A 17,887-nucleotide genomic window follows, 5' to 3' on the forward strand; every position below is an offset into this window, starting at 1 on the left:
CGGTCACGAAGGAGTGCACGCATGACGGTCCGCATCATCCACGTCGGTCTCGGAGGGTGGGGCGGCAACTGGGCCCGCACCGCCATCCCGCAGGTCACCGAAGTAGAGGTGGTCGGGCTCGTCGACCCGGTCCCCGCGACGCTCGACGCGGTGCGCGAGGACCTCGGACTGCCCGCCTCGGCCGCGTTCGCCTCGCTCACCGAGGCGCTCGCCGGGGTCGAGGCCGACGCCGTCGTCATCACCGCGCCGGCGGTGACGCACGTGCCGCTCGCGCTCGAGGCCCTCGAGGCCGGCAAGCACGTCCTGGTCGAGAAGCCCTTCGCGAACTCCACCGACGAAGCCCTCACCGCGGTCCGCCGCGCCGAGGAACTCGGGCTCGTGCTGCAGGTCAGCCAGAACTACCGCTGGTACCCGGCACCCCGGGCGGTCACGGACCTGCTCGCAGCGGGGGAGCTCGGCGAGCTCTCCGCGATCAGCATCGACTTCCGCCAGTGGGACAACGACCAGCCCGTCGAGACCTACCCGCACTACCGGTTCCCGCACCCGATGATCAACGACATGGCGATCCACCACTTCGACCTGCTCCGGATGATCACCGGGAAGGAGGCCGTCCGCGTGTACGCCCGGGCCTCGTACCCGTCGTACAGCAAGTACCAGGACGAGGCCGTGACGTCGATGATCATCGAGCTCGAGGACGGTCTCGTGGTGAGCTACCGAGGCAGCTGGCTCTCGCGCGCTCCCCGCACCGCGTGGGCGGGGGAGTGGAGCATCCAGGGCGAGGACGGCGAGATCTGGTTCACGAGCCGTGACGGGTCGCCGAGCGAGGTCGCCGGGGACCGCGTGACGCTGCGGGCCGACCAGGACGCCGAGGCCGAGCCCGTCGAGCTGCCGACCCTCGAGCACACCGACCGGCAGGGCGGGCTGCAGGCCTTCGCGCGCTCGGTCGAGGGCGGTCCGGCGCCGGAGACGAGCGGCCGCGACAACCTGCGGAGCCTGGCGCTGATGGAGGCCGCGGGGCGTTCGGCAGCGTCGGGCCGCCCCGAGGACGTGGTCCTGCCCGAGTAGGGCGTAGCGGGCCCTCGCCAGCGCCGGCTCGGCGCTCCCGTGCACATCTCGTGGAACCGGGCGTACCGGGTGGAACCGGGCGTACTTGGTCGTCCCGATCGACCAGGTACGCCCGTTCCCACAAGCCATCGCAACCGTTCTGGGAAGGAACGGGCACGCGGGGACGCACGCCGTGTCGGACGGGAGGCGCGTGGCGGGCCCGCCACGCGCCTCCCGTCCGGCAGCCGCTCCCGTTCACCACCGCGGGAGCGACAGCCTGCCGCCGACCGTTCGGCGCACACTGTCGCTCTCGCGAACAGGTCCACGCGCCGGGCTCGTCGACCGCTACCCGGCGCCGGCCGCGCGCCGGGCCTGCGCGACCGCGGCGCGCACGCCCCGGCCGAACGCCGGGCCGTGGCCGGGCAGGACGTGCCGGGCCTCGGTGTCCTCGAGCCGACCGAGCGACGCGACCGCCTCGTCGACGTCCGCCGTCGCGGCTGGTGCCACCACCCTGGGCCCGATCCCGCCGGTGTACGGGTCGAAGGTGACCAGGGCGTCGCCGGAGATCAGCGCGTCGCGGTCCGCGAAGTGCAGCGCCACGTGCCCGTCGGTGTGCCAGGGCGTCTCGATGATCCACGGCGATCCGGGCACCTCTGCGCGGGACGCAAGCGGCTGTGTCTCGGCGATCCCGTCCACCGTCGCCGCGCCGGCGAGGAGCATCCGACCGAGGGGTGCGAGCCCTCCCGGGTGCAGGGCGACGAAGCCGAACCGGTTCGTCTGCGGGCGGTACGAGTACGGGTGCGCCGCCAGCTCCCGGTCGCCCGGGTGGACGAACACGGGCGTGCCCCACTCCCGGTGCATCCGGGCGGCGGTCCCGACGTGGTCGAAGTGCCCGTGCGTGAGCAGCAGGCCCTCGACCCGGTCAGGTGAGTACCCGAGGTCGTGCACGGCGAGCAGCAGGTGCGGCCAGGCGGCGGGCAGCCCGGCGTCGATGACGAGCAGGCGGTCACCCGTCTCGACCAGGTAGGTGTTCGTGTGCGCGATCTCGAGGCGGTGGATCCCCTCGGCGACGTCCCGGATGAGCATGGCCTGCACCGTAGACCGCGGCTCCTCGGTGCGGTGCCGGGCACCGACTGGTAGGCACGAAGCATGGCCAAGGACAGCATCCCCGAGCTGGAACTCGCGAACGTGCGGACCCGCGAACGCCTGACCGACAGCGTCAGCGAGATCAGGCGGCGCTCCGACGTCCCCGCCCGCACGCGGCTCGCGGTGGCGAAGGCCAGGCAGCGGTGGCACCGCGACCCCACCCCGCTCATCGCGATGGGCATCACCGCGGCGACCGGCATCGCGGCGATCGTCCTCGGCACCCGCATCGGACGGACCGATGCGGGCCACCTCGACAAGCCGGCCGCGCCGACGGCCTTCACCGCGCTCCTGCCGTTCGGCGCGCGCGGCGAGGTCGACGCGGACCAGGCGAAGGGCGGCCGGAAGGGGCGGAAGGCCCGCCGCAAGGCAGCGGAGGAGTCGCTCGAGCGTGACCCCGCGCACAAGAACCGCGTGAAGCAGCGGGTCGGCATCGCGGCCGTCCAGCGCCGTGCGACGGCGAACCGGAAGCAGGCCGCGAAGCGGTCGAAGGCGACGGCGAAGGCCCTCGCGAAGGCGAAGGGCTAGACCATGGCACGCAAGGACAAGAGCCTCGAGCGGGACATGCAGCACAAGCCGGAACCGGACGACCCCCGCAAGCCCGACAGCCCCACCGACCTGACGAAGCCGTCGTTCACGTACACGCTGAAGAAGACCCTGCGCGAGTTCACGAGCGACCAGTGCACCGACCTCGCCGCGAGCCTGACGTACTACACGGTGCTCGCGCTGTTCCCCGGCCTGCTGGCGATCGTCTCGATCCTCGGCCTGGTGTCGAACCCGCGGGACACGATCGACACCCTGCTCGACGTCGTGTCGAACGTCGGTGGCGGACAGGTCGCGGACCTCCTGCGCGATCCGGTCGAGGGACTCGTGCGCTCGCCGGCGGCGCCCATCACCTTCATCGTCGGTGTGCTCGGCGCCCTGTGGTCCGCCTCGGGCTTCGTCGGCGCGTTCGGCCGGGCGATGAACCGCATCTACAACGTCCGCGAGGGTCGGCCGATCTGGAAGCTCCGCCCGACCATGCTCGGCGTCACGGTGTTCACCGTCGTGCTGCTGGTGATCGGGCTGCTCGTGCTCGTCTCCGGGCCGCTCGCCCGGGCGTTCGGCGACCTCGTCGGTCTTGGCGACGTCACGGCCACCGTGCTGCTCATCGTGCAGTGGCCGATCCTGCTCGCGATCATGATCGTCATCGTCGCGGTGCTCTACTACTGGGCGCCGAACGTCCGCCAGCCGAAGTTCCGGTGGGTGAGCGGCGGCTCGCTCGTCGCCATCACCATCTGGATCGTCGCGAGCGTCGGGTTCGGGTTCTACGTCGGGAACTTCTCGAACTACAACGCCACGTACGGCTCCCTCGGTGGGGTCATCGTGTTCCTCCTGTGGATCTGGATCACGAACAACGCGCTGCTGTTCGGCGCCGAGTTCGACGCGGAGATCGAACGCGGGCGCGAGCTGCAGGCGGGCATCCGGGCCGAGGAGGACATCCAGCTCCCCGAGCGCGACACCCGGCAGATCGACAAGCAGGAGGAGCAGCGCGCCAAGGACGTGCTCGAGGGCATCAGGATCCGCGAGAGCGCGGGGCGCACGAAGGACTGAGCGGGCGGTCGGCCGGTCCTGCACAGCCCGCCCGATGGGCGCCGGTGTCCACAGCCTGGAGGCACGGCACCGGCCCGTCACGTCCGCTCCGTAGGGTGGACGCATGACCGACACCGCACCTGCCGCCGACCGTCCGACCGCCCTCGTCACCGGGGCCACGCGCGGGATCGGCCGCGCGATCGCGCTCGAGCTCGGACGCAGCCACCACGTCCTGGTCGGCGGGCGTGCCGCCGACGCGGTTGGCTCGCTCGTGGACGAGCTGCCGAGTGCCGCGCCGTTCGTCGGTGACCTCGGTGCCGGCGACGTGCCGGAGCTGCCGGCGTCGCTCGACGTCCTCGTGCACAGCGCCGGGGTCGAGCAGGGCACCAGTGTCGCGGACACCCCGCGCGAGGTCTGGGAGTCCGTGTTCGCCACGAACGTCTTCGCGGTCGCGGAGCTCACGCGGCGGGCGCTCCCCGCCCTCCGGACAGCGCGGGGCATCGTCGTGCCGATCAACAGCGGGTCCGGCTTCACCGCGGGCCCGGGCGGTGGCGTGTACGCGGCGTCGAAGTTCGCGCTCCGGGCCTTCGCCGACGCCCTTCGCGAAGAGGAACGGGGCAACGGCGTCCGGGTGTCGAGCGTGCACCCGGGCCGCACCGACTCGGACATGCAGCGGGCGCTGACCGAGAAGCTCGGCGAGAACTACGACACCGCCTACTACCTGGCGCCGGAGGACGTCGCCGCGGCCGTCCGGACCGTGGTCGACCTGCCGGAGCGGGGCACGATCGAGTCGCTCGCGATCCGTCCGACCCGGAAGCGCTGACCCCGTCACCCGAGCTCGATCCTCGTCGTCAACGCCAGCCGCTCGAGGAACCGCTCGTCGTGGCTGACCACGACGAGCGCGCCGCGGAACGCCCGGAGCGCCTCCACGAGCTGGTCGACGCTCGTCAGGTCGAGGTCGTTCGTCGGCTCGTCGAGCACCAGCAGCTGCGGCGGTGGGTCCGCGAGCACCAGGGTCGCCAACGCCACCCGGAAGCGCTCGCCGCCCGACAGTGACGCGACCGGACGGTCGACGGTGTCGCCGCGGACCAGGAGCCGAGCCAGCTGGTTGCGGAGCTCGCCGTCGGGCACGTGGGGCGCCGCCCGACGCAGGTTCGCGAGCACCGTCGCGTCGTCGTCGAGCGCGTCCCGCCGCTGCGGCAGGTACCCCACCCGATCGACGTGCGGGGTCGCGGACGTGTCCGGCAGGGGGTGTGCACGCGCCGCTGGCGACCCCACGAGCTGCTCGAGCAACGTCGACTTGCCGACGCCGTTCGCACCGGCGACCGCGATGCGCTCGGGGCCCTGCACGACCACCGACCGGCCGCGGACGGTGATCGTCGCGATGCGCCTCGACGACGGGACATGCGGGTCGGGCAGCGTGACGTGGAGCGACTCGTCGTCCCGGAGCCGCAGCTCGGCCTCCTGCACCGCGGCCCGCGCCTGCGCCTCGGCCGACCCGTGGGCGACCCGCAGTCGTCCGGCGGTCTCCTGCGCCTTCTTCCGTTGCTCGTTCGCCAGGATCCTCGGCATCGAGCGGCCGGCCTGCTCGCCCGCCCTCGCTCTGCGCGCGATCGTCGTCTCGGCCTCGATGCGCTGTCGCTGCTCCGCGCGGTGCCGTTGCTCGGCGACCCGAACCTCGCGGGCGACCGCTTCCTGCTGCACGGCGAGGTGTTCCTCGTACGCGCTGAACGTCCCACCGAACACCGTGGCCGATCCCGACCGCAGCTCGACGGTCTCGTTGACGTGGTCGAGCAGCTCGCGGTCGTGGCTGACGAGCACGAGCGTCCCCGTCCACCGGTCGACGAGGTCGAGGAGTGCCGCCCGGGCGCCGCGGTCGAGGTTGTTCGTGGGTTCGTCGAGGAACACGATCGGGGCCCGGCGCATCCGGATGCCCGCCACGCGGGTGAGCACGGCCTGCCCGCCGGAGAGCGTCGTCACGGGGCGGTCGAGGTCGTCGCCGTCCAGCCCCGGCACGGACGCCAGCGCGGCGGCGGCGCGTTCCTCGACGTCCCAGTCGTCGCCGACGGCGTCGAGCCGCTCCTCGCTCGCGTCACCGCCGAGGACGGCCCGCAGCGCGGCGACCGTCCTCCCGACGCCGAGCAGGTCCGCCACGGTGTCCCCGGGGTGGGCGTGCAGCCGCTGGGGCAGGTGGTCCACCGGGCCGGAGGTGCGGATCGAGCCGGTCGTGGGGAGGAGTTCTCCCGTGGCGAGCCGGACGAGCGTCGACTTGCCGGCCCCGTTCCTCCCGACCAGACCGGTGCGGCCGCGTCCGAAGGCGGTGGTGAGGTGGTCGAGCGCGACGGAGCCGTCGGGCCAGGTGAAGGTGAGGTCGTCGAGGACGACGGACGGTGTTGCCGGCATGGGGGTGCCTCCCGGATCGTGAGCTGGGCGCACGACACCGGACCCGCAGCGACCGGAGGGGTCGACGACGCGGCAGCGCCCGACGGGGCGCGACGATCACGGTGTCAGCGCGAGGACTGCGCGGTACCGGTGGTCGACTGCACGGCTGCTCGTTCCGTCGGGGGACCCCCGTGTCCGCCACCCGTGCTACCGGTCGGTCTCCCGCCCCGGCGGCCCCGCGTGACGACGAGGTGTCATCCACCGTACCGCTTCCGGGGCGGGAGGTGACAGGCTTGGGGCATGCCGGAGAACCTGCTGCCGAACCCGACCGCGAACCCCGCGACCCTGCTGCCGGAGGAGCCGGAGGTGACCGCCGCCCTCGCCGCCGACGCCCCGGTGTCGAGCGTCGTCCTGTCGCACCCGTCCTCGAGCCTGGCGTGGGCGCTCCTCGCCGACGAGGCCTGGGAGCGGGGCGCGACCCTGGAGTCCTACGCCTACGCCCGGGTCGGGTACCACCGGGGCCTGGACGCCCTGCGGAGGGCGGGTTGGCGCGGTGCCGGGCCGGTGCCGTGGTCGCACGAGCCGAACCGTGGCGTGCTCCGGGCGCTGTTCGCCCTGCGCCGCGCGGCGTCCGCGATCGAGGAGCCGGGCGAGCCCGAGCGCCTGACGGAGTTCTTCGACGCGTCCGACCCCGAGGCGCTGCGCGCGCTCACCGCGGGGGAGTAGCGCCGCGCCGCGCCGGGCGTCGTCGCGCGCCGGTCCCGGCCCACCGTCGAACCACGAATCCGACATCGAACCAGCCCTCGGGCCTGGTTCGATGTCGGATCCCTGGTTCGACCAGCACAACGCAAGGCACCTCGCGCCACGGAAGTCCGTGGCGCGAGGTGCCTCCGGTTGTGCGCGAGCAAGCCGCGCCGCGAGATGTCGCGCCTCGAGACCAGCGGCGGCGCACCGCGCCCGCGCCGCGCCCGCTACCCGAGCACCACGCTCCACGAGAACGCCTGCGGCCACAGCTGGTGCTCCGGCAGCACGTCGAGCCCGCACGCCCGCGACCCCAGCCCGTGCTGCGCCGCGTCGAGGTACAGGTACGCGTGCTCCGGCGTCGGCAGCTCGTACGGGTGCATCGCGCGCCCGAGCTCCTGGGCGGTCCACGGCGAGAGCGTGAAGCCCGCGCGGTGCGCCCCCACGGTCGACACCGTGAAGGGACCCACCGACAGGGCGCGCAGGGCGGGTCGGTGCCCGGTCTCCTGCGGCATCGAGTAGTCCACCGTCAGCGAGCGCACCGGTGCCGAGAACCGCCCGACCCGGGCTGCGCGCGACGAGTCCGCGTACGACTCCGCCGGTCCGGTCCCGAACCACGAGGCATCACCGTCGAGCACCGACGCCGGCAGGTCGAACCGCACGCCGATCCGCGGCCAGGTCACGTCCCACGCCCCGAACGGCACCGCATCGGTCTGCAGCAGCAGCCCGTCGTCGGTCAGCGTCCAGCGGTGCGTGACGTCGACGCCCCACCCGCTGTTCGCCGCCGCCACACGGACCCGCTGCTCCAGCCCGTGCTCGCTCCGGGTCACGGACACGAGTCGGTGCGTCAACCGGTCGAGTCCACGTTCGCGCCAGCGGGCCGCCGACGCTGGGGCGTCCGGATCGCCGACCCCCTTCGTCAGCACCGGGTCGGCCGTCTCGTAGCCGCCCTGCGAGGCCAGGCTGTCGTTGTCCGTCGGTGCACGCCACAGCTCGAGGCGCGGCCCCGCCACCTCGTGTCCCTTCCAGGACACCAGGTCCCCGCGCGCGGTGAAGGTGCCCTCGCCGAGACGGTCGCCGTCCCAGCCCTGCCGGGAGGCCCGGGGCACGTCCGCCACGCGGCTCGCCACGAGCCGCTGCGTGCGTGCGACGACGTGGCCGGTGTCCGCCCACGCCGTCGGCCCCGCCAGTTCCGCCGTCACGTCGAACCACAGCTCGTCACCGGGCGCCAGGGAGTCGGTGTCCGCGACGGCCGCGAGGACCTCGTCGGGCACCGGGACGGTCGCCGACCGTCGGGCCGCGACGACCCCGGGGGTGAAGCGACCGCTCGACTCCACGACGCCGTTCCGCGACAGGGTCCAGCGGAACCGCAGCCCCGCGGTCGACGCGGAGTGGTACCGGTTCTCGACGAGCACGGTGGTGTCCGACACCGAGAACCGGATCGGGGCGACGACGGCCGCGAACTCCGCGAGACCGGGGGTCGGGGTGTCGTCGGGCAGCACGAGGCCGTCCATCACGAAGTTGCCGTCGTGCACGACCTCGCCGAAGTCGCCGCCGTAGGCGTAGTAGTCCTCGCCCGTCGCGGTCGTCGCGAGCAGCCCGTGGTCCCGCCACTCCCACACGAAGCCGCCGTGCAGGCGCGGGTACCGGTCGACCAGGTCCTCGTACTCCTGGATCTGCCCGGGGCCGTTGCCCATCGCGTGGACGTACTCGCAGTGCAGGAACGGCTTCGTCCGCTGCCGTGCAGCCTCGGCAGGGCCGCACCCGAGCAGCGGGGTCTCCGGGCCGCCGCCGATCGACTCGGTCTCCTGCAGCGTCGGGTACATCCGCGAGTACACGTCGGTGTAGGCGCCCGTGTAGTCGCCCTCGTAGTGCACCGGGCGCTCGGCGTCGCGGTCGTGCACCCACTGCGACATCGCCGCCAGGTTCCGCCCGGTGCCGGACTCGTTGCCGAGCGACCACATCACGATCGACGCGTGGTTCTTGTCGCGCTCGACGGTCCGCGCGATGCGGTCGAGGTACGCGTCGCGCCAGGACGGGTCGTCGGAGGGGTTCCCGACCCAGTCGGTGAACAGGAACCCGTGCGTCTCGAGGTCGCACTCCAGGACCACCCAGAACCCGAGCTCGTCGGCCAGGTCGAGCACGCGCGGGTGCGGCGGGTAGTGCGACGTGCGGATCGCGTTGACGTTGTTCCGCTTCATGAGCGCCATGTCCGCGCGGGCGTGCTCCTCGTCGAAGACGCGGCCCCGCACGGGGTGGGTCTCGTGCCGGTTCACGCCGTGGAACACCACGCGCTCGCCGTTCACCAGGAAGCGGTCGCCCTCGATCGACACCGTGCGGAAGCCCAGGCGCAGCGAGACGGTCTCGCCGCCCGAGCGACCGCCGGCGTCGGAGCCGGTCGACACGGTCGCGTCGTACAGCTTCGGGACCTCGGCACTCCACGGCTCGACGCCCTCGAGCGTGATCGGTACGACGTCGTCGGCCGCGGCCCACGTGACGTCGACGCCGAGGTCCGGCACCCGGAAGCGCACCGGGAACGCGGCGTCGAGCGTCGGGAACGTGACCGTCCCCGTGCCGGTCTCGGGCCGGCCGGACGCCGCCGTGCCCGCGGTCGCGGCCTCACCGAGGGTCGAGGTCCAGCCGGCGCGGACGAACACGTCGTCGATCGGCGCGGTCGGTCGGGCGAGCAGCGTGACGCTCCGGAAGATGCCGGGCAGCCACCACTGGTCCTGGTCCTCGAGGTACGAGGCCGCCGACCACTGGTGCACCCGGACGAGCAGTTCGTTGGTGTCCGGGCGGAGCAGGTCGGTCACGTCGAACTCGGTGGCGAGCCGCGACCCGGTCGACCACCCGACGAGGGATCCGTTCAGCCACACCCGGAAGTGCGACTCGACCCCGTCGAAGCGGAGCAGCACCCGAGCCGCCGCACCGAAGGACGACGGCACCTCGAACGTGCGCCGGTGGTCGCCGGTCGGGTTCTCCTCCGGCGGGTGCGGCGGGTCGATCGGGAACGGGTACTGCAGGTTCGTGTAGCTCGGCGCACCGTGCCCGTGCAGGACCCAGTGCGACGGCACGGGGAGGCTGCCCCACTCCGCGTCCACCCCGTCGGGCGAAGCCGAGGGCGCCCCCGGCACCGGGACGTCCGCGACCGGCGACCACCGGAAGTCCCAGTCCCCGTCGAGCGACAGGGCGGGCGCGTCCGTGTGGAGCCAGGCCCTCGGCGCGAGCCGGGTGTCCGAGCCCGGCTCGGTCGAGGCGAGAGCCGCGAGCGCGTCGCGCCCGTCGGGCTCGGGCGTGGCCGAGGTGGAGGGGGAGTGAGCAGCGATGGTCAACCCTTGACCGATCCTTCCGTGAGGCCCCCGCGCCAGAAGCGCTGCAGGACGATGATCGCGATCACCAGCGGGATCACCGAGACGAGCACGCCGCCGGTGGTGAGCTGGTAGAACTCTGGCAGACGATCGACCTGTGCCCGCCAGTTGTTGAGTCCCAGTGTGATCGGGTAGAGCTTCTGGTCCGCCAGCATGATGAGCGGCAGGAAGAAGTTGTTCCAGATGCCGACGACCTGGAACAGGAACACGGTGACGAGCGCCGGGGTCATCTGCCGGAGCACGATCGTGTGGAAGATCCGCAGCTCGCCCGCGCCGTCGATGCGTGCCTGCTCGAGCAGTGCCGTGTCGACCGAGGCCGCCGCGTACACCCGGCACAGGAACAGGCCGAACGGGGAGACGAGGCTCGGGATGAGCACGCTCCAGTACGTGTCGGTCAGGCCCATCGTCGAGAAGAGCAGGAACAGCGGCAGCGCGGTCGCGGTCCCCGGCACGAGCACGCCGCCGAGGATCGTGCCGAACACGAGCTGCCGCCCGCGGAACTCGTACTTGGCGAGCGCGTACCCGCCGGCCGCGGCGAAGTAGGTCGCGAGGACCGCGCCGACGCCCGAGTACAGGATGCTGTTCGCGATCCACCGGACGAAGATGCCGCCGTCGTACGAGAACACCTGCTGGATGTTGCTGAACAGCGCGAACTCGCCGCCGAACCAGAACCCGTTCGTCGCGAACAGGGCACCGGTGGTCTTCGTCGCTGCGATGACGACCCAGTACAGCGGCACGAGGAAGTAGACCGCGACGATCACCAGGATCGCGGTGACGACGATCTGCGAGCGCGGGGACCGGTCGAGCTTCCGGCGCTGGTGCGCCGTGATCGACGTGGTGTCGACGGGCTCGGCGGCCCGCTTCGTGACCGGTGCTTCGATGGCTTCGCTGGTCATGCTCCCGCCCCCTTCGTTCCGTTCTGTCGGCTGCTGCCGGACTGGAGGCGCGGCGCGGCTCCGGTGGTCGTGCTGCGGTTCGCGACGCCGGTGGCGGGTCGCGACCCGGTGGCGGACGTGCCGCGCGTCTGGAGCGCACGCCGCGCCTCCAGGCCGTCGCGCTTGGCCCGCTTCTTCTGGTCGCGCTCGTTCTTCGGCGCGCGGTTCGTCAGCGCGAGGAACGCGAACGACAGGATGAACGCCGCCAGGGCGATGATCACGGCCTGCGCGCTCGCGACGCCGTACTCGTTGAACGCGAAGGCGTTCGTGTACGCGGCGTAGTTCGGCGTGTACTCGGTGTCGATGGCGGGCGCGACCGTCGACAGGATCTGCGGCTCCGCGAAGAGCTGCAGCGTGCCGATGATCGAGAAGACCGTCGTGAGCACCAGGGCCGGCGCGATGAGCGGGATCTGGATCCGCCACGCGACCTGGAAGGCGTTCGCGCCGTCCATCTTCGCGGCCTCGTAGACCTCGCCCGGGATCGACTTGAGCTGCGCCACGATGATGAGCATGTTGTAGCCCGTGTAGGTCCACGTGACGATGTTCGCGATCGACCACAGCACGCTGTTCGCGCCGAGGAAGTCCGGCTGCAGCCCCATCGACTGCAGCAGCGACACGATCGGGGACAGGCCGGGCACGTAGAGGAACGACCACAGGATCGTCGCGATGACGCCGGGGACGCCGTACGGCATGAAGTAGACCGCGCGGAAGAAGGCGGGCCAGCGGGCGCTCGCCGACTCGAGCAGCAGCGCGAGGATCGTGCAGAGGACGATCATCACCGGTACCTGCACGATGCCGAACAGGAGCATGCGCCAGATCGACCCGACGAACCCGGCGTCGTTGAGGGCGGTGACGTAGTTGTCGAAGCCGGCGAAGCGGCCGGTGACGCCGTCCTCGCCGAACAGGCCCTCGCGGTCGACGGTCGTGAAGCTCTGGAAGAGCGCGCTGATGATCGGGATGATGAACGTCAGGACGAACAGGGCGAGGAACGGGGCGAGCAGGATCCACGGAGCGCGCTTCTGGGCGCTCGTGGCCTTCGTGCTCGTGCGGAAGCCGGAGCCCGGCTGGGTGGCGGTCATCGTGCGGTCCTGACGCTGAGGCCCTTGTCCTTGAAGGACTGGACGATCTCCTGCTGGGCGAGCTCGACGGCGTCGGTGAGCTTCAGCCCACCGGTGAGCTTGCGGCGGAACTGGTTCTGCAGGCTGGTGAACGCGGACTGGGTCACGGGCGACCACGACCACTCCAGGTTCTGCTCCTTGGCCGAGGGGGCGAAGACCTCCTCGTTGTAGTCCTGCCCGGAGAACCACTCGGACGGCTGCTGACGGGCAGCGCCGATGTAGTCCTTGGCCGGGGACCACCCGATGCCGCAGTACTTGATCATCGCGTCGACGCCCTCCTTCGAGGTGGTCATCCAGGTGATGAACTCGAGCGCCTCCTTCGGGTGCTTCGCGTTCGCCAGCACGGCGGCCGTCGAACCGCCGATGGAGCTCGAGCCGTAGCCGGTGTCGCCCCAGGTCTGCATCGGCGCGACCTTCCACTTGCCCTCGCCGCCCTGCACGGACTGGATCAGTGCGTCGCCCCAGCTCGCGCTCGTGACGGCCGCGATCTTGCCGCTCGCGGCGGCGGCGTACCAGCCGGGGGAGTACGCCCCGGCGCTGGTGTCGACCAACTTGTCGTCGATCACCCCGTCGAAGAACTCGGCGACCATCATCGTCTTGTCGTCGGTCATGTCGACCACCCAGGCGTCGCCGTCCGTCTTGAACCAGCGCGCGCCGGCTTGCTGTGCGTACGCGGCGAAGGGTGAGGCGTCGGCCACCGGGAACACCTCGAGGTAGTTCCCGTTGCCCGTCCCGCGCACCTTGTCGGCCAGGTCGCGCCACTCGTCCCACGTCGTCGGGGGCTGACCACCGGCCTGCTCCAGGATCGCCGTCTGGTAGTAGAAGCCCATCGGGCCGGTGTCCTGCGGGATGCCGTAGACGCCGTCGACGAACTCGACCTGCGACCACGCTGCCTCGTCGTACTCCGACTGCACGTCCTTCGCGCCGTACCGGGCGAGGTCGACCAGGCCGTTCGCGAGCATGAACTCCGGGATCTGCCGGAACTCGACCTGTCCGATGTCCGGACCGCCGCCGGCCGCGAGCGCGGAGTACATCTTCTGGTACCCACCCGAGTTGCCGCCGGGGATCCAGTTCGCGGTCACCTGGATGCGCGGGTTCTTCGCGTTCCAGACGTCGCAAACCTTCTGCAGGTCCTTCAGCCACGCCCAGTAGGTGATCTGGACGGTCTCGCCACCGGCGGCCGCAGGCACCAGCGGAGCCTTGTTGACGTTCGTCGACCCCGGAACGGCGCACCCGGCGAGCAACCCCGCCGCAGCTGTTCCGAGTCCGAGTCCGAGCAGGTTCCGTCGCGACAGGACGGTTCTCGATGGGATGGGTGTCATCACGGCTCCGGTTCGTCGTTGAGCGGGGTCGCAGCCAGCAAAGCACGAAACCGAGTGCTGCTGTGCATTCACGAAGTGTTCACGGCAGGTCGTGACCGGATCGTGGCCGGGCTCGGAGCGAGCACGGCTGGCTGCGTGTTCGCTCCGACCTCCGAACGTGGTCAGTCCCGAGCGCGCACCGTGGGCAGCACGCAGAACACCGAAGCCGCAGGCGGCCCGACAGCGTCGTCGGCGGCACTGACGTACGAGGGGCAGACGATGACCGATCGCGGGAACAGCACGCACGGACCCGAGCTCGACGACCAGCTCGCGCACGAGGCGCAGAGCATCGTCCAGGGGCACGGCAGCAACGCGCACGTCGAGGAGTTCCGGCAGGCCGAACCGGTCCCCGACGACACCGACGACGCCGAGACGGTCGCGGCCTCGGGCTACGACGGCGAGGGTGAGGGCTCCCTGCTGGACGACTCCACCGACACCACCGCGGACGGGTCCGGCTCCGACACCGTCTTCACGACCGAGACCGACGAGGAGGGCGATCGCTGATGGTCCAGACCACCCGCGAGACCAGCGCCCTGCAGCCCGAGGTCGTCCAGGCGCTCCAGACACAGGGCACGTGGGCGTGGGCGTACGTCGACGCGTCCGGCAACCGCGAGGACCCCCGACGCATCGCGGCCCTGCAGCGCCGCACCGTGTCGGACGCGCTCGCCGGGCAGGGGTGCTCCGAGCGGGCCGCGCAGATCATCGAGGAGGAGCTCGTCGAGCAACCGGGTGTTCCTGCACCGGTCGCCCGCTACGTGCTCGTCCGCGACGACGAACTCGTCCTGAGCGAGGTGCTGCCCGGGCACCTGCACGGCCAGGAGTCGATCGGCACCGGCGCCGTCCCCGACCTGCTGCCCCTGCTCGCACACCGGCCGTTCGACCTGCCGTTCACGGTCGTCACCGTCGGCCGCGAGGGCGGCGGCTTCCGCAGCTACCGACTCGGGCACGCTCCCACCGGCGCCGCCGAGGACGAGCAGCGCGTGCAGGGCCGCACCGACACCCTGCACAAGGCGAAGTCCGGCGCCGGGTGGAAGCAGCCGCACTGGCACCAGCACGCCGAGGAGATCTGGAAGCAGACCGCCGGCGAGGTCGCCGCCGCGATCGAGGAGACCGTCCGCGCGACCTCGCCCCGACTCATCGTGCTCGCCGGGGACGTCCGCGCCCGCGAGCTCCTGCGCGGGGAGCTCTCCACGTCGACCCGTGCACTGGTGACCGAGGTCGCCGTCGACCCGCGTGCCGACGACGCGTCCGAGAAGGCGCTCGTGCAGCACGTGGACCTCGCGCTCGCCCGAGTCCTGGCATCGCGGCGGCACGACGTGCAGGACCTCCTTCGCACGCACGAGGGTCGTGGGGACAACGAGAGCGTCAGCGGACTCGGGTCCGTGGTGTCCGCGCTGCAGCAGGCGCAGGCCGCGGTGGTCGCGCTCGACGCCGGAGCCCTCGGTGACCGGACGCTGTACGCGCTCGACGCTGCGCCGTGGGTCGCCACCGCCCCCGAGCAGGCGGCCGGTGCGACGGTGCTCGGGCAGGTGCCCGCGGTCTGCGCGCTCGTGCGGGCGATCGTCCTGACCGACGCCGAACTCGTGCTGGTGAACGCCGCCTCACTGCCGAGCGGTGCCCCCGCGTCCGCGCTCCTGCGCTGGCCCGTCGGTCCCGCGGTCCCCGCCTGATCCCTGTCGGTCGCGCCTCCTTCCCGCTCGACCCCTGACGCGGAACGCAACGTCGGCGGCTGCTCGCAGCGGTACAGCCCTGCGAGGAGTCGCCGACGTTGCGTGTTGCGGAACAGTCCCGCGCGCTCGCCGCCGAGGCCGCCGGGCGTCAGTCGTGGGAGACGTCGGTGCGCGGGACGACCGGCAGCGCGAGCAGGGGCAGCGCGGCCACGATCGCGAAGGACGCCGCGAAGCCGAGCACCCCGACGAGCGCGCCGACACCGGGGCCGACGGCGCTCGCCGCGAGGAACTGCCCCGTGTTCTGCGCGCCGAGCGCCCGTCCGGACCACGACGGCCCTGCGGCCTCGGCCACCGACGTGTAGGCGAGCCCGTTGTCCGCCACGGTGACGCTCGTGGCGACGACGAGGAACACCGCCGCGGGCGCCCAGTGCGACACGTCGACGATCGCGAGCGCGCCCATCACCGCGGCCGCCGCCACGGCGACGATGCGCAGCGGCCCCACCCGGGATCCCGCACGGTCGCTCCACGCGCCGACGAGGATCCGACCCACCGCGCCGACGAACTGCGAGGCGCCGACCAGCAGCCCCGCCGCCGGTGTCGACCACCCGAGCCCGACGAGCCAGACCAGGCCGTACGTCGAGAGCGTGAACTGCGGCACGACGAGCAGCACCGACACCAGGTGGACCCGCCACAGGAAGCCCGACGCCCGGTACGGGTTCGCGCGGCCGGCGCCCGGGGCCGGTGACGTCACCGCTGCGCGCACCGGTCGTGGCGGGTCGACGATGCCGACGGCGCAGAGCACGGTGAGCACCGCGCACAGCACGAACGGCAGCACGAGGGCCGTCCGGACCCCGTGCGTCTCGGTGAGCAGCGGCACCGTCATGGCGGCGAGCGTCACCCCGAGCGGCTGCGACATCTGCCGGATCCCCATCGCGAGGCCGCGCCGCTCCTTCGGGAACCACCCGACGACGACCCGTCCGCTCGCCGCGTTCGTCGACGCGCTCGTCATCCCCGCTGCCAGGAACGCGACGCCGAGCAGCAGCGGGTCACCGGCCGTGACCCACGCGGCGACGACGGTGAGCGTGGTCAGCGCGAGTCCGCCGGCGATGACGACGCGCTCGCCGACCCGGTCGGTGACCGCGCCCCATGCGATCAGGGTGAGGACGAGGCCGATCGTCGGCGCGGCGGCGAACAGCCCCGCCGACGCGAAGGGCATCCCCTGCGCCAGCAGGTGCGGGATGAGGAGCGCCGGTGCGGAGACCACGAGGGTCCCGGCGGCCTGTGCGGCGACGCCGAGCGCGAGCATCGTCCACGCCCTGGCGGGGACGACGGCCGGAGCTGCGGTGGAGGTCTGCGCGGGCACGGCGTTCCGATCGGGAGTGGTTGGTGTACCAGGACGGTATACCAACACCCGTCGATCTGCACTACGCTGGTCCGCCGTGACCGAGACGACCGAGACCGCCGCGCCCGTGTCGCAGACGAGCCAGCTCTACGACAACCTGCGTGCGGCGATCCTGACCCTCGACATCGCCCCCGGTGAGCGCATCTCCGAGCGCGGGCTCGAGGGGCGCTTCCACGCGTCGCGGACCCCGTGCGCGCGGCGTTGTCGCGGCTCGAGCGCGAGGGGCTCATCCTCCACGAGGGGCGGACGTGGACGGTCACGCCGATCGACCTCGACGAGATCGCCTCGCTCGCGGAGCTCCGCGGCGTGCTGGAGCCCGCCGCGGCGCGTCTCGCCGTCGAGCGCGCCTCCGCCGAGCAGCTCGACGAGGTCCGGGCACACCTCGACCAGCTCCGCAGCACGCCCGACCGCGAGGCCGGGATCCGCATGGGCTCGACGTTCCACCTGGACCTGGCGGCGCTCGGCGGCAACCGCTTCGTCACCGACGCCATCGCCGACGCACTCACCCGACTCGAGCGGACGCGGTGGATCGAGGTCCGCACCGCCGAGGCCCGCGAGGCCGCGTGGGAGGAGCACAGCGCGATCCTCGACGCCGTGCGTTCCGGCGAAGCCGACCGGGCCGCGGAGCTGCTCGCAGCGCACGTCGCCGGGACGAACGACCGCCTGCTCGCGTTCATCACCCAGGAGCGGCGGCGCCTGCGCGGGGCGGGCATGGCGATCGTCGGCAGTCCGGAGCTGCTCGGCGACGGCCAGCAGACCGCGACGCAGGCGCACTGACGAGGCCGCACCGACCGCGACGCAGGCGCACTGACGAGGCCGCACCGACCGCGACGCAGGTGCACTGACGAGGCCGCACCGACCTGGCCGCACTGACACAGCTGCACTGACCCAGCCGCACTGACCCAGCCGCACCGGCCGGACCGACGAAGCGGACCTGACCGGTGCCTCCCGGCCGGTCAGGCCCTGGTCGTGGGTTCCTCGGATCCGTCGATGTCCTGGGTGGCCCACGCCGCGCCGTGCTCGGTGTGGTCGAGGAGTGCGTCGCGCACCTCGGCCTCGTCGGTGGTGAGTCGGATGGCGTGCTTGCTGCCGGACCGCGTCTGCTGGGACATCGAGAGTTCCTCCTGTGTGCGTGGGCACCGTCGTGGTGC

15 protein-coding genes and 1 pseudogene are annotated in these 17,887 nt (G+C 72.3%); 8 read left to right on the forward strand and 8 right to left on the reverse strand.

All coding sequences use genetic code 11. The annotated features are described in order from the left end of the window. Window positions 1–21 precede the first annotated feature (21 nt). A complete protein-coding gene (locus tag LCG91_RS02090) occupies window positions 22–1,065 on the forward strand; it encodes a Gfo/Idh/MocA family protein (protein ID WP_224442328.1) in 1,044 nt (347 codons plus the stop codon). 324 nt (window positions 1,066–1,389) lie between these two features. Here LCG91_RS02090 and LCG91_RS02095 read toward each other — a convergent pair whose 3' ends face one another. Continuing rightward, window positions 1,390–2,130 (reverse strand): MBL fold metallo-hydrolase, encoded by a 741-nt coding sequence (locus tag LCG91_RS02095; RefSeq protein WP_224442329.1) that lies wholly within the window; start codon window positions 2,128–2,130, stop codon window positions 1,390–1,392. 63 nt (window positions 2,131–2,193) lie between these two features. On the opposite strand from LCG91_RS02095, the gene LCG91_RS02100 reads away from it, so the two are divergent. The 3 genes from LCG91_RS02100 to LCG91_RS02110 all read left to right on the forward strand — a co-directional run bounded on the left by LCG91_RS02100 (window position 2,194) and on the right by LCG91_RS02110 (window position 4,582). Beyond that, a complete protein-coding gene (locus LCG91_RS02100; RefSeq protein ID WP_224442330.1) occupies window positions 2,194–2,715 on the forward strand; it encodes a hypothetical protein in 522 nt (173 codons plus the stop codon). 3 nt (window positions 2,716–2,718) lie between these two features. Beyond that, entirely contained in the window at window positions 2,719–3,780 is a 1,062-nt protein-coding gene (locus LCG91_RS02105) for a YihY/virulence factor BrkB family protein (RefSeq protein ID WP_186315239.1), read from the forward strand. A 103-nt stretch (window positions 3,781–3,883) separates the two neighbouring features. Next, window positions 3,884–4,582, forward strand: coding sequence for an SDR family oxidoreductase (locus LCG91_RS02110; protein ID WP_224442331.1), 699 nt, complete (start codon window positions 3,884–3,886; stop codon window positions 4,580–4,582). Between the two features lie 5 nt (window positions 4,583–4,587). Here LCG91_RS02110 and LCG91_RS02115 read toward each other — a convergent pair whose 3' ends face one another. Continuing rightward, window positions 4,588–6,162, reverse strand: a complete 1,575-nt coding sequence (locus LCG91_RS02115; protein ID WP_224442332.1) for an ABC-F family ATP-binding cassette domain-containing protein — start codon at window positions 6,160–6,162, stop codon at window positions 4,588–4,590. A 279-nt stretch (window positions 6,163–6,441) separates the two neighbouring features. Between LCG91_RS02115 and LCG91_RS02120 the strand changes: the two genes are divergently transcribed. Beyond that, window positions 6,442–6,867 carry a DUF3151 domain-containing protein gene (locus LCG91_RS02120; protein WP_224442333.1) on the forward strand — a complete coding sequence of 142 codons (426 nt, stop codon included), beginning with the start codon at window positions 6,442–6,444 and terminating at the stop codon, window positions 6,865–6,867. Between the two features lie 245 nt (window positions 6,868–7,112). Here the strand turns inward: LCG91_RS02120 and LCG91_RS02125 are convergent, their stop codons facing one another. The 4 genes and pseudogenes from LCG91_RS02125 to LCG91_RS02140 form a co-directional block, all read right to left on the reverse strand. Continuing rightward, window positions 7,113–10,208: a glycoside hydrolase family 2 TIM barrel-domain containing protein gene (locus tag LCG91_RS02125; protein ID WP_224443190.1), complete on the reverse strand. Its 3,096-nt coding sequence runs from the start codon at window positions 10,206–10,208 to the stop codon at window positions 7,113–7,115. A 2-nt stretch (window positions 10,209–10,210) separates the two neighbouring features. Further along, window positions 10,211–11,146, reverse strand: coding sequence for a carbohydrate ABC transporter permease (locus LCG91_RS02130; protein WP_082687346.1), 936 nt, complete (start codon window positions 11,144–11,146; stop codon window positions 10,211–10,213). Between the two features lie 200 nt (window positions 11,147–11,346). Beyond that, window positions 11,347–12,264: pseudogene (locus LCG91_RS02135) on the reverse strand (carbohydrate ABC transporter permease); the annotation flags it as partial. Beyond that, on the reverse strand, window positions 12,261–13,625 hold the full coding sequence (locus tag LCG91_RS02140; RefSeq protein WP_058728664.1) for an extracellular solute-binding protein: 1,365 nt from the start codon (window positions 13,623–13,625) through the stop codon (window positions 12,261–12,263). The gene LCG91_RS02140 and the pseudogene LCG91_RS02135, both read right to left, overlap by 4 nt. 258 nt (window positions 13,626–13,883) lie before the next feature. On the opposite strand from LCG91_RS02140, the gene LCG91_RS02145 reads away from it, so the two are divergent. Continuing rightward, the gene (locus tag LCG91_RS02145) at window positions 13,884–14,168 is read left to right on the forward strand and encodes a hypothetical protein (RefSeq protein ID WP_153001641.1); all 285 of its coding nucleotides are present in this window, start codon (window positions 13,884–13,886) and stop codon (window positions 14,166–14,168) included. Continuing rightward, a complete protein-coding gene (locus tag LCG91_RS02150; protein WP_224442335.1) occupies window positions 14,168–15,334 on the forward strand; it encodes a Vms1/Ankzf1 family peptidyl-tRNA hydrolase in 1,167 nt (388 codons plus the stop codon). Before LCG91_RS02145 ends, LCG91_RS02150 begins: the two co-directional genes overlap by 1 nt. Before the next feature lie 148 nt (window positions 15,335–15,482). On the opposite strand, the gene LCG91_RS02155 is transcribed toward LCG91_RS02150, so the two are convergent. After that, window positions 15,483–16,640: an MFS transporter gene (locus tag LCG91_RS02155; protein WP_224443191.1), complete on the reverse strand. Its 1,158-nt coding sequence runs from the start codon at window positions 16,638–16,640 to the stop codon at window positions 15,483–15,485. 285 nt (window positions 16,641–16,925) lie between these two features. Between LCG91_RS02155 and LCG91_RS02165 the strand changes: the two genes are divergently transcribed. After that, window positions 16,926–17,513, forward strand: coding sequence for a GntR family transcriptional regulator (locus LCG91_RS02165; protein WP_224442336.1), 588 nt, complete (start codon window positions 16,926–16,928; stop codon window positions 17,511–17,513). Window positions 17,514–17,692: 179 nt separating this feature from the next. On the opposite strand, the gene LCG91_RS02170 is transcribed toward LCG91_RS02165, so the two are convergent. Beyond that, a complete protein-coding gene (locus LCG91_RS02170; protein WP_161968377.1) occupies window positions 17,693–17,848 on the reverse strand; it encodes a hypothetical protein in 156 nt (51 codons plus the stop codon). Window positions 17,849–17,887 lie beyond the last annotated feature (39 nt).

Origin of the sequence: Curtobacterium sp. TXMA1 (assembly GCF_020162095.1) — a bacterium.
In the GTDB taxonomy this organism is placed as follows: domain Bacteria; phylum Actinomycetota; class Actinomycetes; order Actinomycetales; family Microbacteriaceae; genus Curtobacterium.